Source organism: Terrisporobacter vanillatitrophus (assembly GCF_051148895.1).
GTDB classification, from domain to species: domain Bacteria; phylum Bacillota; class Clostridia; order Peptostreptococcales; family Peptostreptococcaceae; genus Terrisporobacter; species Terrisporobacter vanillatitrophus.
This window is the reverse complement of the sequence record NZ_CP154626.1, coordinates 1-21,519: the sequence shown is the minus strand read 5'-3', so window position 1 is coordinate 21,519 and position 21,519 is coordinate 1. Positions and strand designations below refer to the sequence as shown.

At 29.8% G+C, this 21,519-nt stretch carries 18 protein-coding genes and 1 tRNA gene; 15 read left to right on the top strand and 4 right to left on the bottom strand.

Annotation, left to right across the window (positions count from 1 at the left end):
• The first annotated feature begins 1,337 nt into the window (after nucleotides 1–1,337).
• The 6 genes from selD (at nucleotide 1,338) to TVTCOM_RS19720 (ending at nucleotide 8,273) form a co-directional block, all read left to right on the top strand.
• Nucleotides 1,338–2,387: a selenide, water dikinase SelD gene (selD, locus tag TVTCOM_RS19745; protein ID WP_347449141.1), complete on the top strand. Its 1,050-nt coding sequence runs from the start codon at nucleotides 1,338–1,340 to the stop codon at nucleotides 2,385–2,387.
• Nucleotides 2,388–2,449: 62 nt separating this feature from the next.
• Nucleotides 2,450–3,847, top strand: coding sequence for an L-seryl-tRNA(Sec) selenium transferase (selA, locus tag TVTCOM_RS19740; protein ID WP_347449132.1), 1,398 nt, complete (start codon nucleotides 2,450–2,452; stop codon nucleotides 3,845–3,847).
• 144 nt (nucleotides 3,848–3,991) lie between these two features.
• The gene (selB, locus tag TVTCOM_RS19735) at nucleotides 3,992–5,899 is read left to right on the top strand and encodes a selenocysteine-specific translation elongation factor (RefSeq protein ID WP_347449140.1); all 1,908 of its coding nucleotides are present in this window, start codon (nucleotides 3,992–3,994) and stop codon (nucleotides 5,897–5,899) included.
• Nucleotide 5,900: 1 nt separating this feature from the next.
• Entirely contained in the window at nucleotides 5,901–6,794 is an 894-nt protein-coding gene (locus TVTCOM_RS19730; RefSeq protein ID WP_347449131.1) for a selenium metabolism-associated LysR family transcriptional regulator, read from the top strand.
• A gap of 14 nt (nucleotides 6,795–6,808) precedes the next feature.
• Nucleotides 6,809–7,945, top strand: coding sequence for an aminotransferase class V-fold PLP-dependent enzyme (locus tag TVTCOM_RS19725; RefSeq protein ID WP_347449130.1), 1,137 nt, complete (start codon nucleotides 6,809–6,811; stop codon nucleotides 7,943–7,945).
• A 91-nt stretch (nucleotides 7,946–8,036) separates the two neighbouring features.
• A complete protein-coding gene (locus TVTCOM_RS19720; protein WP_431523191.1) occupies nucleotides 8,037–8,273 on the top strand; it encodes a DUF3343 domain-containing protein in 237 nt (78 codons plus the stop codon).
• Nucleotides 8,274–9,199: 926 nt separating this feature from the next.
• On the opposite strand, the gene TVTCOM_RS19715 is transcribed toward TVTCOM_RS19720, so the two are convergent.
• Complete coding sequence (locus TVTCOM_RS19715; RefSeq protein ID WP_347449128.1) at nucleotides 9,200–9,670, bottom strand: glycine/sarcosine/betaine reductase component B subunit; 471 nt, start codon at nucleotides 9,668–9,670, stop codon at nucleotides 9,200–9,202.
• Nucleotides 9,671–9,682: 12 nt separating this feature from the next.
• A complete protein-coding gene (prdD, locus tag TVTCOM_RS19710; RefSeq protein WP_347449127.1) occupies nucleotides 9,683–10,447 on the bottom strand; it encodes a proline reductase cluster protein PrdD in 765 nt (254 codons plus the stop codon).
• A gap of 398 nt (nucleotides 10,448–10,845) precedes the next feature.
• On the opposite strand from prdD, the gene TVTCOM_RS19705 reads away from it, so the two are divergent.
• The 9 genes from TVTCOM_RS19705 (at nucleotide 10,846) to TVTCOM_RS19665 (ending at nucleotide 20,045) form a co-directional block, all read left to right on the top strand.
• Nucleotides 10,846–10,943: transfer RNA gene (locus TVTCOM_RS19705), tRNA-Sec, on the top strand.
• A 186-nt stretch (nucleotides 10,944–11,129) separates the two neighbouring features.
• Nucleotides 11,130–12,590, top strand: a complete 1,461-nt coding sequence (prdC, locus tag TVTCOM_RS19700; protein WP_347449139.1) for a proline reductase-associated electron transfer protein PrdC — start codon at nucleotides 11,130–11,132, stop codon at nucleotides 12,588–12,590.
• 155 nt (nucleotides 12,591–12,745) lie between these two features.
• Nucleotides 12,746–14,584 (top strand): D-proline reductase (dithiol) proprotein PrdA, encoded by a 1,839-nt coding sequence (prdA, locus tag TVTCOM_RS19695; protein WP_228109999.1) that lies wholly within the window; start codon nucleotides 12,746–12,748, stop codon nucleotides 14,582–14,584.
• 16 nt (nucleotides 14,585–14,600) lie between these two features.
• Nucleotides 14,601–14,879, top strand: coding sequence for a CBO2463/CBO2479 domain-containing protein (locus TVTCOM_RS19690; RefSeq protein WP_228106701.1), 279 nt, complete (start codon nucleotides 14,601–14,603; stop codon nucleotides 14,877–14,879).
• Between the two features lie 108 nt (nucleotides 14,880–14,987).
• The gene (prdB, locus tag TVTCOM_RS19685; protein ID WP_228110000.1) at nucleotides 14,988–15,713 is read left to right on the top strand and encodes a D-proline reductase (dithiol) protein PrdB; all 726 of its coding nucleotides are present in this window, start codon (nucleotides 14,988–14,990) and stop codon (nucleotides 15,711–15,713) included.
• Between the two features lie 370 nt (nucleotides 15,714–16,083).
• Entirely contained in the window at nucleotides 16,084–18,414 is a 2,331-nt protein-coding gene (locus TVTCOM_RS19680; protein ID WP_347449138.1) for a CHC2 zinc finger domain-containing protein, read from the top strand.
• A gap of 201 nt (nucleotides 18,415–18,615) precedes the next feature.
• A complete protein-coding gene (locus TVTCOM_RS19675) occupies nucleotides 18,616–18,822 on the top strand; it encodes a hypothetical protein (RefSeq protein WP_347449137.1) in 207 nt (68 codons plus the stop codon).
• Nucleotides 18,823–18,982: 160 nt separating this feature from the next.
• Nucleotides 18,983–19,252 (top strand): hypothetical protein, encoded by a 270-nt coding sequence (locus tag TVTCOM_RS19670; protein ID WP_347449136.1) that lies wholly within the window; start codon nucleotides 18,983–18,985, stop codon nucleotides 19,250–19,252.
• A 214-nt stretch (nucleotides 19,253–19,466) separates the two neighbouring features.
• Nucleotides 19,467–20,045, top strand: a complete 579-nt coding sequence (locus TVTCOM_RS19665; RefSeq protein WP_347449135.1) for a recombinase family protein — start codon at nucleotides 19,467–19,469, stop codon at nucleotides 20,043–20,045.
• A 263-nt stretch (nucleotides 20,046–20,308) separates the two neighbouring features.
• Here the strand turns inward: TVTCOM_RS19665 and TVTCOM_RS19660 are convergent, their stop codons facing one another.
• Together TVTCOM_RS19660 and TVTCOM_RS19655 are read right to left on the bottom strand one after the other, a co-directional pair.
• Nucleotides 20,309–20,713 carry a hypothetical protein gene (locus tag TVTCOM_RS19660; RefSeq protein WP_347449134.1) on the bottom strand — a complete coding sequence of 135 codons (405 nt, stop codon included), beginning with the start codon at nucleotides 20,711–20,713 and terminating at the stop codon, nucleotides 20,309–20,311.
• A complete protein-coding gene (locus TVTCOM_RS19655) occupies nucleotides 20,713–21,519 on the bottom strand; it encodes a ParA family protein (protein ID WP_434799774.1) in 807 nt (268 codons plus the stop codon). The genes TVTCOM_RS19660 and TVTCOM_RS19655 overlap by 1 nt, the downstream gene beginning before the upstream one ends.

Below are 21,519 nucleotides of genomic sequence, written 5' to 3'. Positions count from 1 at the left end.
TTTCTCATCTCCTTTTGTGAAAATAACCAATTGTATAACAATTTGTTTTACTATTGGTTCAACAATTGGTTAAGTTATATGATAAATAATCATTTAAGTGATTGTTTATACTTTAACAATTAGTACTACGAATGGTAAAACCATTGGTTCGACAATTTGTAAAACAAATGGTTAGTTTAATTATTAAAACTATTAAAAAAATATACGCAACTTATTCTTCATATAAAATTATATTATGTAGCTAAGACTTTTTCAACAAAAAGCGAAGATAATCGGAATAAAGTTAAACACTGATTTGCAAAAAGATATTTATATACTTAACAAATGTTGAAATTTTAACGGAATTTTTGAAAAAAATATATTATTTGAAATGAAAAAGGATTTTTTTCTTGTATTATGAAAAAAAACGTAGTAGAATAAGTTTAGAAAAATTAAATAAAAAAAGTCTTAAATCCACAGTATATATAAAACGTTGGTAGCATCTTATATATATTAAACCTTAAAACTGTTGGTAGCAGTCTTAAAGAGTTAGTAAATTTAAAACTTCTGTTTACAAAAATATAATCTTATTAGATTATATAAAATTTTAATGAATCTGTAAAGATGGAAGTTTTAAAAAATGTACATAATATAAAATATTTATATACATTTAATTAACAACTAATGAACTTAGAGCCTGTTTTTCAACAATTGAAGAACAGGCTTTTTTAATGCGTTAAAAAAATGAAAATTTATGGAAAAAGAGGGAATGCCTGCAACCTCTTAAAAAAGTAGATAGGTCAGTTGAGCCGTTGCAAAAAATCAACAACTTAGAGGAGGCTGTTTCCCTTGTTGTGCCAAAGATCCTAAGTGATAGGAGTTGACATCCAATAAAAAGGTCAGGTGGCAACCATATAATTTGCAGTGATGTAAATTAGGTCGTGTAATTACTGAGAGGTACAATGCTTTCAGTTGTTGGGTATGGATACAATAATAACAAAATTACATCCGAAAAGGTAGTCTAACAAGGGATATGCTGAGGGCTCTAGAACTGAAAAAGGGGCTAATATATGACTAGACTCTATAGTATTAAGTCAGAAATTCTGATTTTATACTATAGGGTCTATCTATGTCATCGGGATAGACATCCCCTAAGGCTATCATATGAGAACATAGTAATACAGAACAACTAAAGATATTATATATAAGAATTTAGTATTATCGTATTAAGATTACTAAAACTACAAATAAGGTGTGCAAAGATTAAGTTTTGTTATAAAATATTTCTATAAGTAATATTTTATAACGTAGTAAGTTTGTATACAAATTTAATAATTATAGAAGAGGAAAAAGATATGATGACTGAAGATATAAAATTAACACATATGACGAAAACTGCTGGCTGAGCGGCTAAAATAGGTCCTGGGACCCTTGCTCAAGTTTTGAGCAATTTACCAAAATTTCATGATGAAAACTTATTAGTAGGTGTGGAAACTAGTGATGATGCGGCAATTTATAAAGTTAGTGATGATCTTGCTTTGATTCAAACACTAGACTTTTTTACTCCAATTGTTGATGATCCATATTTATTTGGACAAATAGCAGCGGCGAACTCTTTAAGCGACGTTTATGCAATGGGAGGAGAACCTAAAACAGCTTTAAATATAGTTGGATTTCCTAATTGTCTAGACCCTAAAATACTTGGAAGAATCTTGGAAGGAGGAGCCTCTAAGGTTATGGAATCTGGTGCAATACTTGCTGGAGGACACTCTATTCAAGATGACGAACCTAAGTATGGTCTTAGTGTAACAGGATTTGTAAATCCAGATAAAATATTTAAAAATTATGGTTCAAAGCCGGGAGACGTAATAATTCTTACAAAACAAATAGGAAGTGGACTTATAAATACAGCAATAAAAGCAGAGATGGCTGAACAGTCTCAAATAGATGAAGTTGTAACAGTAATGACTTCTCTTAATAAAAAAGCTAAAGAAGTTATAGAAAATTACAACATAAGTGCTTGTACAGATATAACAGGATTTGGTCTTGCTGGTCATGCTATGGAAATGGCATCTAGTTCTGAAGTAACCTTTGAAATAGATGTACAAAAAGTGCCATACATTGATGGTGCCATTGACTTTGCTAAAATGGGTCTAGTGCCTGCTGGAACATACAACAATAAGGATTATATCTCAAATGATGTAAATAGTGAAAATATAGAAGAATGTTTTATAGATGTATTATATGATCCACAAACTTCTGGAGGGCTTTTAATTACTCTACCAGAAAATGAAGTTGAAAATATTATGAAAGATTTTGAAAATAAAAATATGGACACTAAAGTAGCCATAATAGGAAAAGTAATAGAAAAACAAGAAAAAAGTATTAATTTAGTCAAAAATCTTTAGTAGTTAAACTTATATTACTAAAAAGGATTTTTAGTAAGAAGGGGAAAGGTCTTGAACAAAATATGAATAAAAATATGTTATTTAGAAATATACCTAAAGTTGATGTACTATTAGAAAAAACTGAAATTATAAATCTAATAGAAAAGTATCATAGAGATGTTGTTGTAGATGCTATTAGGGAAGAAATAGATAAACTTAGAAACTTTATAAAAGAAAATGATGATATGTCTTTGATTGAAGAAAAGATAAATCATCTAGTAGAAAATATTGCTTTGAATGTGAAAAAAGTTTACTCATATAACTTAAGAAAGGTTATAAATGGAACTGGAACTATACTTCATACAAACTTAGGTAGAGCCATAATTTCAAAAAAACATGCTGATTATCTTAGTGAAGTTGTGACAAGCTATTCTAACTTAGAGTATAACTTGGAAGAAGGCAAAAGAGGAGAACGTTACTCTCATTTTGAAAAATTAATTTGTAAAATAACTGGTGCAGAAAGTGCCATGGCAGTGAATAATAATGCAGCAGCAGTTATGCTTGTTTTATCATCTATGGCAGAAAATAAGGAAGTTATAGTTTCTAGAGGTGAACTTGTGGAAGTTGGAGGTAAATTCAGAATTCCAGATGTAATGAAAAGTTCCAAAGCAGACTTAGTGGAAATCGGAACAACAAATAAAACTCATTTGGAAGATTATGAAGATGCCATTACTGAAAATACAGGAGCCTTCTTAAAAGTTCATACAAGTAATTTTAAAATACTCGGATTTACTGAAAGTGTATCCATAGATGAACTTTGCAAATTAGGAAAAGATAAAGACATACCAGTTATAGAAGATATAGGAAGTGGAGTTTTAGTTGATCTTAGTAAGTTTGGTTTAGAATATGAACCTACTGTACAAGATTCTATAAAAGCAGGTGTAGATATAGTTTCTTTCTCAGGAGACAAGCTCTTAGGAGGGCCTCAGGCTGGAATTATTGTTGGAAAGAAGAAATATATCGATAAGATGAAGAAAAATCCTCTTACAAGGGCTTTTAGAATAGATAAGTTTACTGCCACAATACTTGAAATGATATTCCACGAGTATTTAAACGAAGAAGATGCTATAAAAAATATACCAGTACTTTCACTTATAACTAAAGACATAAAAGAAATAAAAGAAAGTGCAAATAATTTATATGAAAAATTAAATGATATAAAAGACGTTGCATATGTGGAAGTAGAAGATACTCTATCTCAAATAGGGGGGGGATCTTTACCAGCGGAAAGAATTAAAAGTAAATGTGTAACTATACTTCCTAAAAATATATCAACATCAGCACTAGAAGAAAGACTAAGACTTGGAGAAAATCCAGTTGTAGGACGAATAAGTGAGGACAAGCTGATATTGGATATGAGAACAGTTTTAGAAGATGAAATAGATGTATTATCACAAAAAATTATTGATATTTTAAAGTAATAAATTAATAAACCAATGGTAAAACAATTGGTTTATTATATAAGCAAATTACAAGGTTTAATTAAAATTATTTTTGAATTTTATATACAAATAATAAAAAAATGATAACTACTTTTGAGTAAAAATAGCAAAAGGGGAGCAAAAATGAAAAATATTATAATCGGAACAGCAGGGCATATAGACCACGGGAAAACTGCTTTAATTAGAGCATTAACAGGCAAAGAAACAGACAGATGGGAAGAGGAAAAAAGAAGAGGAATTACCATAGATCTTGGATTTACCTATTTCGATTTACCAAGTGGAGATAGAGCTGGAATAATAGACGTTCCAGGCCATGAAAAATTTGTAAATAATATGCTTGCAGGAGTCATAGGAATGGACCTTGTTATGCTTGTTGTTGCAGCAGATGAAGGAATGATGCCACAAACTCGTGAGCACGTGGACATTATGAGTCAGTTAGGTGTTGACAAGAGTATAGTAGTTTTAAATAAATGTGACTTGGTGGACGATGAATGGAGAGAATTAGTAAAGGAAGAGATTAAAGAAGAATTAATAGGTTCAGTATTTGAAAATGCAAATATGATAGAAGTATCAGCTGTAACAGGAGAAGGCATAGATAATTTAATAAAAGAAATCGTTCATATGACAAAAGATGAAGTAACTGAAAAAGATATAAATACAATACCTCGTCTTCCGATTGACAGAAGTTTTAGTATATCAGGTTTTGGAACCATAGTAACAGGAACTTTAATTTCAGGAAGTATAAAAAAAGACGATGAATTAGAAATTTATCCTACTGGCCAAAAAGCTAAAATACGAAGCATACAAGTCCATGGAAAAGATGTGAAAGAATGTTTTGCTGGACAAAGAAGTGCCATAAATATTTCAAATCTTAAAAAAAATGAAATAAAAAGAGGATACGTATTAGCGCCGCCAAACTCCATGGAAGATACAATGATGCTGGATGTAAAATTAAATGTATTAAATTCCAGTGAAAGAATTTTATCAAATAGATGCAGGCTTCATTTATTTACGGGGACTTCAGAAGTTTTATGTAGAGCTGTATTACTAGACGTACAAGAGGCCGCACCAGGAGATTCTTGTTATGCTCAACTTAGACTGGAAGAAAAAATAGCCGTAAGAAGAGGAGATAAATTTATAGTTCGTTTTTATTCGCCTCTAGAAACAGTGGGAGGAGGGGTTATACTAGACGCCAATCCTACGAAAAAAACACCTTTTAACAAGGCACAGCTGGAAGAAATAAAAAGAAAAGAAGAAGGATCTCATAGTGATATAGTTGAGTTATTAGTTAAAAAACATCCAGAAATGATAACTATAAAAGAAATAGGAAAGTTAACAGGCCTTTCTGTAGAAGAAGTAAGTGAATGTATAAATGAATTAAAAGAAGAAAATTTAGTTTTAACTTATGAAATGAAAAAAGATATTTACGTATATCATAGTAGTGAAGAAATGAGATTAAAAAGAGAGACAATAGAATTTATAAAGAATTTTCATAATGAAAATCCATATAAATTTGGTGTTGGAAAATCTCTTCTTAAAACAAAGCTATATCCTAAGATAAAACAAAATGTTTTTGATCAAATTATTTATAAATTCATATGTGAAAATGAAATAAAAAAATATAAAGAATACTTAAGTTTAAATGATTTTGAAATAAATAAAGACAATACCTTCCAAAATGTTGAGAAAACTCTAGCAAATACTTATAAAAAAACTGAATTTGATTTTGTAAGACTTAGTGAAATAAACTTTAATGTAGATGAAAATATAGTGAGAGATGTACTAAATGTTTTAATAGATGAGGAAAAAATAGTGAAAATAAACGAAGAGATGTTTACACTAAAATCCCTTATGGATAAAGTAGAAGTGATAGTTCGTGAAAAATTAGAACAAGATAATTTAATTACTATTTCACAACTTAGAGACGCCCTAAATACATCTAGAAAAAGTGCGAAGCCCATGCTTGAATACTTTGATAATATGAAGATTACAAGAAAAAACGGTGCAGAAAGTGAAAGGGTGGCATATTAATATGAATTTAAAACAATTAGAATCATTTACATTGATAATAGAAAGTAGAAGTTTTTCTCAGGCTGCAAAGAAACTATTTTTAACACAGCCTACAATATCTTCTCATATTTCTTTATTGGAAAAAGAGTTAAATACTCAACTTCTTATAAGAACTACGAAGGATGTATATCCAACAGAAGATGGGAAAAAGTTATATACTTATGCAAAGCAAATATTAAATATTCAAAATACAATTTTTCAAGAATTTAATGTAAAAAGCGAAGAAAGTAATTTATTAACACTGGGGGCATCAACTATACCAGAACAATATATACTTCCTGAAGTTTTACCAAAATATATAAGAAAAAATAAAAGTGAGCTAAAAATACTTCAGGGAGACTCTAGTGAAGTTATAAATAAAATAATAAATAAAGAAGTAGAAGTAGGACTTGTTGGAACAGAAATGGAAAATTCATCTTTAATATTTGAACCATTTTACAAAGATAAACTAGTTATTATAACACCTGTAAATGACAAATATATAAAAATGAAAGAAGAAGGTTTCCATGTAAGTGATTTATTAAAAGAACCAATAATAATGAGAGAAGAAGGATCTGGAACAAGAAAAGAAATAAGAGAATTTTTAAAAGCTCATAACTTTGATATAAACAACTTAAATGTAATAGCAACACTAAACTCTATAGAAGCAATAAAAAAATCTGTACAAAACAACATGGGTATTTCCATAGTATCAAATTTGTCTTTGGAAGATTTTGCAACGGATAACAAAGTTTTAGTGTTTGAGTTTGAAGAAATGGATATGTACAGAAACTTATATATAGTGAGAAATAAGGAAATGTACATGTCAAAATGTGCACTTAAATTTATTAAATTTATAAGAGAATTTTTTAACTAGAAAAAGGTGATGAAATGATATATTTAGATAATGCAGCTACAACTATAAAAAAACCACAATGCGTTATAGAGGCAGTAGTAAATGCAATGACACATATGGGAAATGCAGGTCGTGGAGCTAATGAAGCCTCACTAGATGCGTCTAGAATAATTTACGATACAAGAGAAAAAATTTCAGATTTAGTTAATTTAAAAAATCCATCAAGAGTTGCATTTACATGTAACTCAACAGAAAGTTTAAACATTGCTATAAAAGGTATATTAACAAATAAAGATCATGCAATAACAACATCTTTAGAGCATAACTCAGTACTTCGTCCATTATATGAATTGGAAGAAAAAGGAATGGAACTTTCTGTTGTGCAATGTGACGAAAATGGAAATATAAACTATGATGATTTTGAAAAATTAATAAAAGAAAATACAAAAGCTATAGTTTGTACTCATGCGTCAAATTTAGTAGGAAATGTGTTAGATGTTAAAAAAATAGGAGAAATATCTAAAAAGCATAACTTAGTACTTATAGTAGATGCATCACAAAGTGCAGGAGTTTTTGAGATAGATATGCAGGATATGAATATAGATATTCTTTGTTTCACTGGACATAAGGGTCTTCTAGGACCTCAAGGAACAGGAGGACTTTGTGTAAGAGAAGGAATAAATGTTAGACCTTTAAAAGTTGGTGGAAGTGGAGTTAACACTTTTTCAAAAACTCAGCCAGAAGCCATGCCAACTATACTAGAAGCAGGGACTCTAAATGGACATGCCATAGCTGGGCTTAATGCAGCACTTGATTATTTAAAAGAAGAAGGAATAGAAAACATTCAAAAAAGAGAAGAAGAATTAATGTTTAGATTTTATAACGGAATAAAAGATATAAAACACATTAAAATCTATGGAAACTTTGAAAATAAAAGAGCCGCTATAGTTACTTTTAACGTAGGAGATATAGACTCAGCGGCATTTTCTGATGAACTAAGTTTAGACTATGATATTTCAACAAGACCAGGAGCACACTGCGCACCACTTATGCATAAAGCAATGAATACAGAAGAACAAGGTGCTGTAAGATTTTCTTTTTCACACTATAACACAGAAGAAGAAATAGATACTGCCATAAATGCAGTTAAAGAAATAGCAGCAAGTTATTAAAATTCGCTTTGCTCATATGGTTAACGATATACCTTCGCTAACACTTTAGGTATATCCGTTGCTTAAACTTTTTCAAGAGAAAGGAAATAAAATGAGAGAAAAACAATTAAGACTAATAGTAACTTTCAATACAACAACAGGAGCAATTGCAATGGAAAAAGCCTGCAAAAGTCAAAGTGTACCAGGAAGATTAATACCAGTGCCAAGGCAAATATCTGCAGGATGTGGTCTTTCATGGCTTTGTAACAAAGAAGACAAAGAAAAAGTAGAAAGTCTTATAAATAATAATAATTTAGATTTTCAAAATATACATGAAATAGTGATGTAGACAGATGGCAATAATTTGTTTCTTTATGAAATGAATTATTGCTATTTTTAGTTAATAAAATAAAATATTGTCACAAAAGAAAAAAGGATATATAATAGACTCATATAAAAAATTGCATAAAAAAAGATTACAAGTTTCCATAAGGTCGCCAAACCTTAGAGGGAATTAGTACCAACTGCGCCAACAGTTAGTGTTACAAGTAACCTTCTAACTATGAACTCTTAAAAAGTATTTCAAACCAATACTTAATAAGCAAAACATAGTTGTTATTAAATTTATACTAATTATTATAACTAGTTTTACTAGTTTAGACAAGAGGATAAATTTAATAATTAAAGATGATTATGAACAATACGACCTATCCAAGTAGTTGGATAGGTCTTTTTTAATGCGAAAAATTGAATATAAGATAGGTTTTATAAGGAAGGGTGTTTGACCTGGATAACTAACCGAATGGCCCGACAGGGTACAGGGGATGTCGACGAAACACTGAGGTGAAAATCCTCACAGCATACAAAAATATACCAGTACAGTATTTTAAGGGCTGAAAGTAGTAACTAGGCGCTACAACAAAAAAGAGCTAGGGGTGGAAATTCCTTTGTGGGAGTATTCAATAAGTCTGTTGCCGGGGGGAATGGCAAATAGTATTAAATTACAAAGGCAGGATACTTACTTTTGTACTGGGTCTTTAATCCTTGCGCGGTGGTAACGCGCCTGGGGGGGTATACCTATTAAAGATTAGTTCTCTACACTTTTTGTAGGGAAACTATGCCCATTTCTGAAAAGGTATTATATAAGATAAATAGATTTTTCAATAAAAAAGTTAAAATAAAACAATTTGGGCATAGTTTATATATTATATAAGAGGTATTTATTTTAACAATAAAAAGTGCTGTAAAATTAATTTACAGCACTTTTTACAAGTTTTATTTTCCGTATTTTCTCATTTTTAGTTTAAGGAAAGCGAGAGCCTTTTTAGCCTCTAATAAAGTTACTTCATTTTCCCCAACTATTTCACTTTCAATTCCCTCAGGGTTTTTATTCATATCAACTATGGTATCCATATATTCATTTACCACAACAAACTGAGCCACAGTTCCAACAAAAGTAAGCCCTACAACAGGAATTCCTCTAGTTGCTACTTGTTCAACAGTATTGGCAAAGTCCACGTGAGAGTTTCCCCAACCATCGCATGAAAGTATTGCTCCATCTGCCCTCATGGCTTCAGCCCAAGACGCAGCCCTTGTTCCAACAAAATTTTTATCTTCGTTATCTTGCGGAGTTCCCACAATTATAATTCCTAATAAATCTATATCTTCATCATTACTTACCACATCAAGTAGAGGATCTCTAAAGTGATGTAGAGTAGTTTCTTTAGTAGATGGTCCTATTCCCATAATTTTACCTCCTTAGCACATACAGCGAAGAGCGCCGTCTCTATATTCATTTGGTGTTACAATCATAGGTACATTACCCATATCTATAATACTTCTTCCACCTTCCATGGCACTCGGCTCATGAGAGAAAAGCCCCGTATCGTACATAGCACCTTGACCTGCTACTTGTTTTATAATAACTACTTTTTTCTTACCTGGTCTTACTTTGTCATAAAACTCATGACGCTCAGTAAATTTGTGACCATTTAATTTCTTTAACTTAGTTCTAAACTCATTACAGAACTTATCACAAGCTCTATGAGCAGCAGTTGGTCCTGGTCTAACTTGTCCTTGACCTTCATCTAAAGTTACATCAAATGAAATTATATAGTCATTGTCTCCAGGAGTTCCTGGTCTATTTAAGAATAATTGTTCCTTTAAATTACCTTCAGAAGAGCCAAACTCAGCAGTTTGTATTCCTTTTACGTCTACACCAGTAAGCATCACATAAACACCAGTTAAAGTATGAGTTATTCCTTCTCCAATCTTACCTAAAACTTTAGTTGAAATAGGAATAATATCCATAATAGTATTTGTAAATCTATCATTATCTCCTGGTTTTATTATTTGAATGTTTATATCTTTTATTAAAGGTTCTGACTCTATTAAATCTTTTAGCATATCTTTACAAATTGTAAGTTTTCCATCTAGAAAAACGTTATTTTCAGCACCGAATTCTACTTCGTTTATGTGGTATGACTTAATCACAAGGCGACGTAGGTTGATTTCCTCACTCATGATTTCTCCTCCTTTTATATTAAAAAATTCTATTAATAAAGTGTATTTATAAAATTGTTAATTCCAATATAATTATAGTGTGTAAACTTTTGACCTATCAACCATTTTATTTATCATATTTCGTCATATTATTTATTTATGTATAAAAAATATTATAAAACTGACAAAATAATAACAAAAAAAAATTACCAAAGTACCTATTCATAAGGTTTTTTAATGGAAAAAAAAATTTATATTATAAAAACAGACTTTAGTCTAGTATTGAGTTCTTGAATTTGTGAAATTTTATTGTTATAATGTTTATAGGTTTAAAAAATCTTATAAATTTTGTCTATATTTGAAAATATTTTATAAGATTTATTGATAAGTGATGTTATAATGATTTAGGAAGTGTAAATGGGAGTAGATAGGTAACTGGTGTGCCTCCTGGTCTTCAAAACCAGTGTGGGGTGTTAGTAGCATCCTAGGTGGGTTCGATTCCCACATTCTCCCGCCAGTAAAATAAGTCAAATATTTTTTTGAAAAAAGTGAAAAGGTTTTCTATGTGATTTTTTTAACGTATATAAAAAAAACTATACGATTAGATGTTTAAAAATAAGAGAATTTAATGTTTTTTTATTTTTTAATGATAAAAGCAAATAATTTTCACATATATGCTTTATATTATTAGGGGGTGAACTTAATGGTGTTACAAAAAATATTACTTAGACAACATGTTGGAGCTCCTTGTGAGGCGGTAGTTAAAGTTGGAGATAAAGTAAAAAAAGGTTCTCTAATCGCTAAGCCTACAGGACTAGGTGCTAACATATTCTCTAGCGTATATGGAAATGTTTCAGAAATAACTGAAGATGCCATAATAATAGAAAAAGATGAAGAACAACCAGAAGAGTTTATTAAGTTAGAAGGAGATGACAAACTTCAACTTATAAAAGATGCTGGTGTAGTAGGAATGGGTGGTGCAGGATTCCCAACAGCTATAAAACTTGGAACAAAGGTAAAATATATCCTTGTTAATGCTGCTGAATGTGAACCACTACTTCACCATAACGTAGACCAAATGGTAGACAATACAGATATGACTGTAAGAGGTCTTAAATATGTTATGGAAATTTGCCAAGCAGAAAAAGGAATATTCGCTCTTAAGGCTAAAAACCAAAAAGCTGTTGATGCTTTAGTTGAAGGTACTAAGGGTGACAATTCTTTAGATATACATTTACTTCCAGATATTTATCCAATGGGTGAGGAAAGAGCAGTTGTAAGAGAAGTTTTAGGAATATTACTTCAACCAACTGATTTACCATCAGTAGCAGATGCTGTAGTTATAAACGTTGAAACTCTTCAAAGAGTTGCTGAGGCAATAGAGCTTAAAAAGCCATGTTTCTCTAAAAACGTTACAGTTGTTGGTAAATTAAACGATGGCACTGAACCTCACGTATTCATGGATGTTCCAGTTGGTACTTCTGTTAAAGAATTAATAGAAAGAGCTGGTGGAATAGATGGAGAATATGGAGAAGTAATCATGGGTGGACCATTCACTGGTAAAGCTTGTGAACTAGATGCTCCAATAACTAAAACTACAGGTGGAATAATAGTAACACAACCTTTTGCAGATTTAAAAGGTGAAAAAATGGGACTTTTAGTTTGTGCTTGTGGTGGTAATGAAGAAAGAATGCAAGATTTAGCTAAAAAAATGAATGCTGAAGTTGTATGTGTTCAAAAATGTAAGCAAGCAGTAGATGTTAAAGGTAACTTAAAATGTGAAAATCCAGGAAACTGTCCAGGTCAAGCATTAAAAGTTATGAATATTAAAAAAGCTGATGCTAAACATATACTTATAGGAAACTGTACAGACTGTTCAAATACAGTTATGGGATCTGCTCCAAAGATGAATATAGAAGTTCATCACCAAACAGACAATGTATTACAAACAGTAGGTAAAGATGTAATAAGATATATGACTGCTTCTAAAACAGTTCCTCAACTTGGAGAAGAAGTAGAAGTTAAAGCTCAATCAGTAGAAGAACCAAAGGCTGAAACTGTAGAAACAGTTGAAACTAACTTTGCATCATTTACTGATGACGGTGGACTTGTTATAAACCTTAAAGAAGGAAAAGACATCCGCGTAGAATTTATTATAGATTAATTTTCTCAAATAAGGGAACACTTTAATAGAGAGGATAAAAAATAATTCTATAAATAATTAAATGTTAACAAAGAAAGAAATTTCTTTGATATAAATTAGTATTTCGTGTTCAAATTATAAAAATAAAATGATTTATTATATAAGGGGGAAAACTTATGTCAATAACTGCTGAAACTGCTAAGCAACATGCAAATGACCCTGCGGTACTTTGCTGTAGAGCAGAAGAAGGATTAGTTATAGGACCTGCTAACTTAGAAGATCCTGCTATATTCGATGAATTAGTAGATTCTGGACTTTTAAAATTAGATGGTTGCTTAACTATAGGCCAAATATTAGGTGCAAAATTAACTAAAACTTGTGATTCTTTAACTCCAATAACTGCTGATGTTATAGATGCTATAGTTGAAACTAAAGAAGAAGAAACTGTAGTAGAAGAAGTTAAAGAAGAAGTAAAACCAGCACCAGTTGCTACTCAAGTACAAGGTGGAAGATTAAAAATCCACATAGGTGAAGGAAAAGACATTAATATAGAAATACCAGTTGGTGGATTCGCTTCTCAAGGTGGAGCTCAAGTAGTTCCAGTTGGTGAAAATGCTTCTGTTGCATCTGCAGCTAAAGAAGTAGAAAAAGAAGCTAAAGTAGTTAGAAGCTTAACTAGAAACCACTACAAAATAACTGAAGTTAAAAGAGGACCTGAAACTAAAATAGAAGGTACTGTTTTATACATCAGAGAAGGTATAGAAGAAGAAGCTGTAGCTAGCCAAAAGTTAGTAAATAGCTTAAAAATAGATATAATAACTCCAGATAGATATAACACTTACTCAGAGACTATAATGGATGTTCAACCAATAGCTACTAAAGATGGTGAAGATGAATTAGGTCTTGGAACTACTAGAGTAGTAGATGGTGTTGTAATGATGGTAACTGGTACTGATGCAAATGGTGTTCAAATAGGAGAATTCGGTTCATCTGAAGGTATCTTAGAAGAAAACATCATGTGGGGAAGACCAGGTTGTCCTGAAAAAGGTGAAATATTCATCAAAACAGAAGTTATAATCAAAGAAGGAACTAACATGGAAAGACCAGGACCTCTTGCTGCTCATGCTGCTACTGATTTCATAACTCAAGAAATAAGAGAAGCTCTTAAAAAACTTGATGATGAATTAATAGTAGATAGTGAAACTTTCGAGCAAGTAAGAAGACCAGGAAAGAAAAAAGTTGTAATAGTAAAAGAAATAATGGGTCAAGGTGCAATGCATGATAACCTAATATTACCAATGGAACCAGTTGGAATATTAGGAGCTAAACCAAACGTTGACTTAGGAAACGTACCAGTTATGGTATCTCCACTTGAAGTATTAGATGGTTGTATACATGCATTAACTTGTATAGGACCTGCTTCAAAAGAAATGTCTAGACATTACTGGAGAGAGCCATTAGTACTTGAAGCTTTACATGATGAAGAAGTAGACTTATGTGGTGTTATATTTGTTGGATCTCCTCAAATAAACTCTGAGAAATTCTACGTATCAAGAAGAGTTGGTATGATGGCTGAAGCTTTAGATGTTGATGGTGCTTTCGTTACTACTGAAGGATTCGGAAACAACCATATAGACTTCGCTTCTCACATAGAGCAAATAGGTATGAGAGGAATACCAGTAGTTGGTATGTCATTCTGTGCTGTTCAAGGTGCTCTAGTTGTTGGTAACAAGTACATGACTAACATGATAGATAACAACAAATCAGAAGCTGGTATAGAAAACGAAGTATTAGGATGCAACACTTTATGCCATGAAGATGCTATAAGAGCCCTTTCTGCATTAAAAACTGAAATGGGTGGAGAAACAATAGCTAAACCAGAAAAGAAATGGAATCCAAACGTAAAAGATACTAACATAGAGTTAATATCTAATGTTACTGGAAAACCAGTTGCGTTAGTTGAAAACGAAACTTCTCTTCCAATGAGTGACAAGCGTAAGGCAAAATATAGCTAGAAAGAACTGACGCATAATGAAAAATGATAAACTAAAATACGGTGATAAAATTCTTTATATGGAAGGTGTTATTGTAGAAGTCCACGATGGTTGCGTAAGCGTTGATCTAAAGGGACGTCTAGGATACTTAAAAGTTCCAATGAGAATGTTTATTTCCGATTATGAAATCAAAATTGGTCAAGAAGTAGGCTTTAATATGAGCTTTGTTGAGCAATTAGGTGATGAGATTAATGAAAAATATATTTCAAATCTTATGACTAGAAATAAAAAAATCGACGAAATGTCTAATAAATAGATTTGCTCAAAAACTGTATATTTAAAAATACTAATTTGAGTAGTAAATTAACTCAAGCTCATTTACATTACTATTTGTAAATTGAGTAAATTAAAAGGGGGAAAAAAGATGAGTTTAACAGTAGTTAAAGGAATGCAATCTGAAATATTCGTTCCAATAACACCACCATCAGTATGGGCTCCTGTAACTAAGCCTTTAAAAGAGATGAAAATAGCTCTTGCTACTGCAGCTGGTGTTCATCACAAAGATGACAAGCGTTTCAATTTAGCTGGTGATTTCTCTTTCAGAGAAGTTAGAGATAATATGTTATCAGGTGATCTTATGGTATCTCACGGAGGATACGATAATGGAGACGTTAATAAAGATATAAACTGTATGTTCCCAATAGATAGATTACACGAACTTGCAGCTGAAGGATTTATAGGTGGAGTTGCACCAGTACACATAGGATTCATGGGTGGTGGTGGAAACCAACAAAAATTCAAAGAAGAAACAGGTCCAGAAATAGCTAGAATATTAAAAGAAGAAGGCGTAGATGGCGTTCTTCTTACAGCTGGCTGAGGAACTTGCCACCGCTCTGCAGTTTTAGTGCAGAGAGCGATTGAAGAAGCTGGTATACCAACAGTTATAATAGCAGCTCTTCCACCAGTAGTTAGACAAACAGGAACTCCAAGAGCAGTTGCTCCACTTGTTCCAATGGGTGCTAACGCTGGAGAACCAAACAACAGAGAAATGCAATACAACATAGTTAAAGATACTTTAGTTCAATTACACGAAATACAAACTCCTGGTAAGATAGTTCCACTACCTTACGAGTATGTAGCTAAAGTTTAATACTTGCATATATGTTAAAAAGACTGATAGGATTTATTCCTATCAGTTTTTTTATTAAAAAAATATAATTTTATATGGTAATTATAATCTTTTACTTTGAATAAGATTTATACTATACTTTAAAATTTTTATTAAAATATATAAGTTAAATATAACGAATAACTTCGTATGTATTGTAATTACAATGGAGTTTATGGTTATTTATGTTATAATGTTTTATGATTTAAAAAAATAATTTGAAAATAAATAATTGGGCATAAAAAGTCTCTTCAGTTTTGACAACAAGAGATTGTTTAATTGCAATATATAGATACTGTAAAACAAATTCCTGGAAAAATGCAAAGTAATATACAATTAGGTGGTGGTCTTAATGGAAAATAAAGATGTTTTTAAAGATGCAGTAGATGAAATAAGATCATTAAATTATTTAATATCAGTTATGCAAAATTACAACATAAATTTAAAAAAAGATAATACTGGATATTATACAAATTGTGTATTTCACAATGATAAAACACCAAGCTTGAGACTCAGTGACAAAGGAAATAGAGCTATTTATCGTTGTTTTGGATGTGGGGAGCAAGGAGATATTATAAACTTTATTTGTAAGATGGAAAACCTAGATAATACAACAGCCTTAAGGAAAGCTTATGACATCTTAGGTAGAGAGTTGAAGTACAACACTATTAGCGACAATAAAGTAGAAAAATTTAAAAGTTTTATAAAAATAAACCAGTCAACAATAATAAAAAACAAAGAAACTTATAATTTAGAAGAAATTTATATTTACTTTGATGAAGATAAAAAGCCATTATATTGTAAAATAAAATATAAAAACTCATTTGGTAAAAAGCATTTTATAACAAAGTCTTTAATAGAAATGGACATAGGTTATAAATATGGAGAGCATAAAGATTTTGAGCAATGCAAAAAAGTCCTTTATAATTTAGTAGAAATAAAAAAAGCCATCTCAAAAGATGATTGGATATTCTTTGTTGAAGGTGAAAAAGACGTGGAAACTTTAAGAAAAATAAATTTACACGCCACAACTATTTACACAAAAAAATGGCAAAATTCATATGATGAAGATTTAAGAAATGCTAAAATAGTTTTCATGGGAGACAGCGGAAGATCAGGACAAGAATTTAAAAACTTTATAGTAGAAAAACTAAAAAAATGCTGTAAAGGACTAAAAATAATAGATTTGCCAGGAATTGAGAAAATAGGTAATGGAAAAAACAAAGATGTTACAGATTGGTTAGAATCTGGCAAAACAACCAAGGAACTTTTACAAGTAGTAAAAAAATCTTTAAATATATTAGATAAAAATACCCTACAACAAGATGAAAATGGAATATATGAAATTGTAGATAAAATAGAAAATGAAGAGGTAAAAGAAAGTAGACGTTATCTAACAAACTTTCAAATAATAGATGTTACATTATATAGAAATAAAGATAATAATGATCAAATCATAAAGTTTAATCTTAAATCAAATCATAGACAGTCAATTATTGAAGCAGATGCCAGAGAATGTTTTTCTGATGTGAGAATTTTTAGAAGAAACCTAGGAATTGATTATATTTTTTATGGAGAAATACGAGACTTAATGAAACTTAAACAATGGATTATAAATTACTTCATTAAAGAAGATGTACCTATATTTACAAGAACAGGAATAAGAAAAATAGATGATGAGTATGTTCTTGTTACAAATAAGGGTATATTAAAAGCCAATGGAGACTTTGATACTAGAAGAAAAGCAATAAATACAATTCATAATATTGATTTTACTAACCTTAATATTTTAAATAAAGATGAATCAGAAAGATTAAGTAAACACTTGTTTAATTTTAATTCAAAGGAAAATATATATAATACTCTAGGCCTTGGTGTTGCAAATATATTAAATACTTTTGCTAGAGAGTCTTCCATGGATAATTTGCCAATACTTAAAGTCTTGGGAGAAAGTAAAAGTGGTAAAAGTAAAGTCCTTAAAATTTTAAGGCTATTATTTAACGACACAAATGCAGGAATGAGTTTATCTGTATCAACAGACTTTGAACTGCTTAAATCCTTTGATGAAACTTATTTACCTATATTTTTAGATGATATGAAAATTTCAAAAGTAAGTAATTGTAAAATAAATTTCCTATCTAATCATATTCCTTCTATTACAGAAGGGTACGAAAATACCAAAGTAACTGAAAACTTAAATTTGCAGAAATTTGCTTATAATGCATCTTTAATAATTTCAGGAGACGAAGAAATTCAAGAAACTACTGTAAAAAGTAGATCAAATATAGTATGGTATGCCATAAGCAATTTCACTAGAGAAGGAAAAGAATCTGTAGAGTTTTTATGTAATGGTGAAGAGGGAAAAGAATTGCTTAGAAGATTTTCAAAGAGTTTATACTTGAGAGTTTTAAATTATTATATTGATGGAGCATTTGATAATGAGTATTTAGTAACAAGATTTAAATATGATTTTGATGAAAAACTATCCTTAAGTAATTCAAGGGAAATAAATACAGCCACATATACAATGATGGGTCTAGAACTTATATATAATACCTTTGAATCTTTGGGCGTTGAGATGAATAAGATAATTAATTTGAAAGAGGCGTCTGATATAATCATTAACAACTTGAAATTAAATGTATTGGAAGAAAATCAAAATGGCTTTAAGAGTGATTACTAAAAAGTATTTGAAGATATTAATAATTTAATTTACATACCAGATAGAAAAATAAGATTAGAAGAAAATGTTCATTATAAGATTTTATCCAATAATATTCATATAGCTTTTGATTTTAAGACCATTTATGATAAATTAAACAACTACTACAAACGATATAAAAATGACAGGGAAAAACTTTTAAATTAAAATACTTTCACTAAAATGATAAGCAAATCAGCATACATTGCAGACTTGGATCCAAAAAAACATTATAAAGCAGTGAAAATAAAAGCTTTAATAGAAGATAAAAATGGTCTTCCAGATTATATTATAAAAAATAAAATGATGTTTATCTTAAAAATGGATGAAGTTAGAAAACTTGAAATGGATAACATACTCCCATTGAATAATAATGGAGACGAATTGTAGTCAATATTAAATAAAAGTAAAAAAGTTAAATTTGAAGATGGTCAACGTAACTAATGAATGTTGAAAATTAAATTTTATATAATAAAATTTGTTGAAATAAAGGTTTTTTTACTTACTTATTGAATTTATATATAAGTTGTTCAATAAGGAGGAGTAGAAAATGAAATGTATAATTAGTTTTAAAGAACTTTATGGTAAGGAACTAGAAAAGTATGAAGTAGAAGGAAAACACTCTGGTGACGTATTACAAGCAATGGAAAACAAACTTTGTAGTGAAGTTGCACCATATAATACTTATTCATTAAAAAACTGCAAAAATATTGACAAGAAAGCTAGCAAGAAAACACTTCATTTTAAGGATAATGAAGGTAATATATTAAGTTATGTTATGGAAATCTTAGATGCACGATATTTGAAAAAGAATATATAAATATATAATTTAAATGGAAACAAAAGACTGATTTGTAAATCAGTCTTTTTTATTTATGACTTATCAAAAAATATATATAAAGGTGTCATAACTTATACTTATTGACACTTTTATTTTATATAAGTTATTATAATGTATAAAAGAGTATCAAAATATAGTGTCAAAAGGTAACTATATTTTCAATATAATTACTAGAAAATAGAAAGGATAAGAAATGATATACGGATATTGTAGAGTTAGTTCAAGAAGCCAGTTAGATAATAACTCATTAGAGATGCAAGAAAGAGAAATTTCAGAGAGATATGAAAATGCAGTTATTTATAAAGAACAAATTAGTGGAATTAAATCTCATAGACCTGTTTTTAATGAAATATTAGGCAAACTAAAAAAAGGAGATACTTTAGTTACTACAAAGTTAGACCGGTTATGTAGAAGTACAAAGGAAGGATTAGAGATTATTAAGAATTTACAAGAAAGAGAAATCAATATACATATATTAAATATGGGACTTATAGAAAATTCTCCCATGGGTGACTTAATAATTACATGTCTTCTTGCCTTTTCTCAGTTTGAAAGATCCATGATCGTTGAGAGAACTTCAGCTGGTAAGGAATTGGCTAAAATAAGTGATGATTACAGAGAAGGAAGACCTAAAAAGTTTACTAAAAAACAAATTTCACATGCTTTAAAATTGCTAGAGAGTCATTCATATAAAGAAGTAGGACTTATGACTGGTATATCAAAGAGCACTTTGATTAGAGCTAAAAGGCAACGCGAAAGTATTGAAAAATAAATAATATAATTAACCAATTGTAAAACCAATTGTTAAACAATTTGTTTGTAAAATGAAAAATCTATGGTTTTAATGTAATTGATCCTATGAAACCTATAATTATTTATAATCATAGCTATAGTAATGTTTTTTTACAAATCCCTTTTATTCTGATATAAAGATATAATAGATTTCGTTTTATTAAATCAAGAAAAAGCTAGCACTGCATATAAAATATAAATTAGAAATATAGATTTAATAATAAAAAAGTAGGACACAAGGTCCTACTTTTTTTTCTTTTTTCTGCCTCTTGTCTCAACTTTTTTTTCTACTTTTCTTTTCTTACTATTTACTTCGTATTCTTTTGCTTTTTCATTTATATTAAAATCATGTGGTAAATTTACTTTTGTAGTTTTTAAAGGCTCTTTTATTATACTCATAAGAATTTTATTTACTGTAGTATTTTTCTCAAAAGCTATGGCCTTTAATAAATCTAAATCGTCCTTCTCAAAGTAAACACTCATAGGAACTTTTTTATTAGTTGTGCTTTCTTTTTCTATTTGTAATAAATTTAAATCATCTTTTTCAAAAGTGTTTTTTACTATATTATTTACCTTAGATTTATAGTCTTTTTTTGTTAAAATTAATTCTTCTTTTTTGTCATCTTTTAAAAATTTATCTAGTCCCACTATAACACATCCCTTTCTTTTAATTCATTAATAACTTCCTTAAATTCCTCTCTAACTTTATGAGATTTTTTTATTTTTCTGCAATAATCATCTATGTCTAATTTAGAAAGAATTGCATTTTTTATCACTGTTGTATCAGATATTTTTGAATTAATTAAGTCTTTTTTTATGTGCTCAAATTCATTTAATTTTTCCAAAAATATATCGCCAGTAGAGAGTTTTCTTGAAGTATAAGAGTTTATAACTACAGCTCTTTTTGCCATATTTTCCATTTCCATATCTTCAAGATCTTGATTGTATTTTAAGTAAAATAGCTCACAGCCTCTAATACTTGCTATATCTTGATAAGCAATAGGAGTTATGATTGAATCAGAACAAAGCATAAAGTTTCTGGCAATCAAATCATATGATGGTGATAAGTCTACAAATATGTAGTCATAGTCACTCAAAGCATTCACATTGGATTTGAACCATCTCCACACTGATTTTTCACGATTTGTTTTTGTAGTTAAATATTCACTAAGTACAGATAATGATAAATCTGAAGGGATTATATCTATGTTTTTGTATCTTTCGCAAGGTGATTTTATTATTAATTCTTCTGCACTTAAATTATCAGCTAGTCCATCAAACATAGTTTTGTCACTATGTGAAACTTTGTATAGAAACTGAGTTAAGTTAGCCTGTGTATCTGCATCTATAATTAAAATGCGAGACCCTTCTTTGCTAAGAGCTATAGCACTTAAAATTGTTAGAGTGGTTTTTCCTACTCCACCCTTTACATTGAAAAAACTTACTATCTTCAC